Origin of the sequence: Lutibacter sp., from assembly GCF_040883305.1 — a bacterium.
Classification (GTDB): domain Bacteria; phylum Bacteroidota; class Bacteroidia; order Flavobacteriales; family Flavobacteriaceae; genus Lutibacter.
Genome location: NZ_JBFLKT010000161.1, coordinates 1 through 2,860, shown reverse-complemented (window position 1 = coordinate 2,860; position 2,860 = coordinate 1). Strand labels below are relative to the sequence as shown.

3 protein-coding genes are annotated in these 2,860 nt (G+C 31.4%); all 3 read right to left on the bottom strand.

What is annotated here, in order from left to right; translation table 11 throughout:
- A partial coding sequence (locus AB1Z17_RS05250) for a thrombospondin type 3 repeat-containing protein (protein ID WP_368050747.1) occupies positions 1 to 995 on the bottom strand: 995 nt, incomplete at its 3' end.
- 237 nt (positions 996 to 1,232) lie between these two features.
- The gene (locus tag AB1Z17_RS05245) at positions 1,233 to 2,570 is read right to left on the bottom strand and encodes a thrombospondin type 3 repeat-containing protein (RefSeq protein ID WP_368050745.1); all 1,338 of its coding nucleotides are present in this window, start codon (positions 2,568 to 2,570) and stop codon (positions 1,233 to 1,235) included.
- A gap of 42 nt (positions 2,571 to 2,612) precedes the next feature.
- A partial coding sequence (locus tag AB1Z17_RS05240) for a hypothetical protein (protein ID WP_368050744.1) occupies positions 2,613 to 2,860 on the bottom strand: 248 nt, incomplete at its 5' end.

Below are 2,860 nucleotides of genomic sequence, written 5' to 3'. Positions count from 1 at the left end.
CTATCTCTTGAGTCTATTACACCATCGTTATCATCATCATCGTCACAGGCATCTCCCATATTGTCATAATCATAATCTTCTTGGTTTGGGTTATATGAAGTTGGACAGTTATCTTCACAATCTAAAATTGAATCTCCATCACTATCACATGATAAATAAATTGCGTCAATTTCAAATTGACCAGGGCCAGTAAAATTCTCTGGAATAATTTCTTCGAAATATAGTTTTACAGTTTGCCCAGCATAGTTAGACAAATTAATTTCATGATTTTGATATCCTGTATCCCCATAAGTTGATGATTCTTCGTTATCATCTGTTGAAAGTGTATATAAGGTTGCAATAACGCTATCGTCCTGTACATTTCTCAATTGAACGTTAAAAATACGAGGTTGAGCTCTTAATTGTTGTTGAGGAGGTCCAATTAAATCATCACCGATATTAACAACTGTTGGTCCTCCAAAGAAGCTTAAATCCCAGGCCAACCTATCAATCCAAGTTAAAACACTATTTTGGCAAATAGTAACTTCTTGCCACATGGCAAAAACCATTGGCCCGTTACCATCAAAGCCATTTAAAGCACTATGATTTCCTTCTTGAATTTCATATTCCCACCAAAAATCAAAATTAGGTTCTTCCTCTTCTTCTTCGATAATTGATGGCCTATCTCTACTTTCTGCTGGTAAAATAGTCCAAGGTACAAAAGGTTCATTAGTTGTTATTAGGTTCCAACCAGTAAAATCTCCAGATTCAAAGTCACCATTAATTAAAATTTGGCAATTATTATCAATCTCCTTTGCTGAATAACTTTTATTAGTAGTTATATTTATAATGTCGTTTTTTGAAATTTCTAATGGTGGGTAAGCTCTAAGATCTTTTTTAAATTGTTCTTTTAAATTAGCATCGTTTAGTTCATTAATTGAATCAGTTTCTTTTTCACAGCCAACCAACAATGTAATTGTTAGTAGTAAATAGGTTAGTTTTTTTAGGTGTTTCATAGTGTTTGGTTTTAAATTATTTTAGATAAAAATGTTTAATTCATAAATTTATATAGATTTTTTTAAAAATCAAAGGTCTCAATTTTTTTATATTGGTGAATTTAGTAAAAAAACAAGATAGATAAAAATACTATGATTAGTTAGATTTTGCGAAATAGGGTGTTTTTATTTTAATTTTTAATCAAAAATATAGCCTATTTCTATATTGAAATAGGCTATATAAAGTTTTGTACTTATTTATCTTGGTCCATCATTAAAAGGATACGATGCATTAGCAACGCAATTTAGTATGCGTCTTCTTTCTCGGTTATCTATTAATCTGTATTTATACTTCCAGTTATTAACAATAAAGTACATTTTGCTTTTGAAACGGTTTGTTCTTCGGCTGTCTGAAACATCTTCCATGGCAGTAACTAATTCAATAACATCGTTAATTTCGTCTTGCATATTAGCACCTCTTTTTACCATCATATTTTCAATATTTGGCCAACAACCATCAATTATAACAGAACGGTACATTGAAGAAAAAGGATGATTATCTTTAGTATCTATTACTCCATCGTTATCATCATCGTCATCACAAGCATCTCCCATACCATCGTAATCGTAATCTTCTTGGTTTGGGTTGTATGTTTCTGGGCAATTGTCGCAAACATCACCTAAGCCATCATCATCAGTATCAGCTTGGTCTTCATTTGGTGTAAATGGGCAATTATCTTCAATATCTGGCACATTATCATCATCTGAATCAATTGGCCCACATGATGCTAACGCATATTCTATCATATTTCTTGAAAGTAGTAATTCTGATGAGGAACTAGAACCTGACATATCTGCAAAATCGCAGAAAAAAGCGACCCAAACACCATTTCCATAACAATAAGTTCCTCCTACAGGGTCAATCCCATTACCAAGTTGATCCCTATTAAAAGTCGCAAATATTTCAAAATCTGAACTTAAGTTGTAATAATCCCAATAACATTCAGCTTGGTTTCCACCACTAAAACTAGTTGGTAAACCCACAGAAATAGGATGCTCAGTATTAACGTTAACTGTAGTAGTATAACAATCAACTCTATATCCAGTTGCCATTGCTTCATTACTAAAACCAAAGTAAAATAAAACCTGTTGAGTGGCAGTATATTCTGATATTAATATTCCACCGTTATTTACAAAAGATTTAATTTGAGATATTGTAGTTGAATTGTAACTAAAATTTCTAAAAAGGTATAGCACATCATAATTAGATAGCCCTCCATTATCAATAATAGTTTGGCTTACATAATTTGCATTATAACCATTGGTATTAAAAAAAGTTTCCCAAGTTGAATCTGGTCTTGATAAAGCAATATTGGCGGTTACAATAATGTCGCGACTATTTAAAGATTTTTCAAGGTTATTTAATATTGGCGGAATCCAGTTTGGATCAAAATTATCTCCAGTTGTTGGTATTTCAAAAGGATTTTCAGTTTTTTGAATCGTTATTTCTGAATCCTCTAGTATCGCTGTTTCTTTTTCACAACTTAATACTAAAAGTAGTACGAGTAAAGCTGTAAAAGTTCTTAAATGTTTCATAGTATTTGGTTTTAAATTTTATTGAATTAGAAATGATTATTTTTAAACTGGTCCATCATTAAACGGATACGATGCATTAGCAACGCAATCCATAATGCGTCTTCTTTCTCGGTTATCTATTAATCTGTATTTATACTTCCAGTTGTTAACAATAAAGTACATTTTGCTTTTGAAACGATTTGTTCTTCTACTATCTGAAACATCTTCCATGGCATTTACCAAATTAATTACATCTTGAATTTCGTCTTGCATATTAGTACCTCTCTTTACCATCATATTTTCAATATTTG

Excerpts from the sequence above, each read along its gene's own strand:
- AB1Z17_RS05245 (WP_368050745.1), bottom strand. The coding sequence starts at position 2,570 with ATGAAACATTTAAGAACTTTTACAGCTTTACTCGTACTACTTTTAGTA.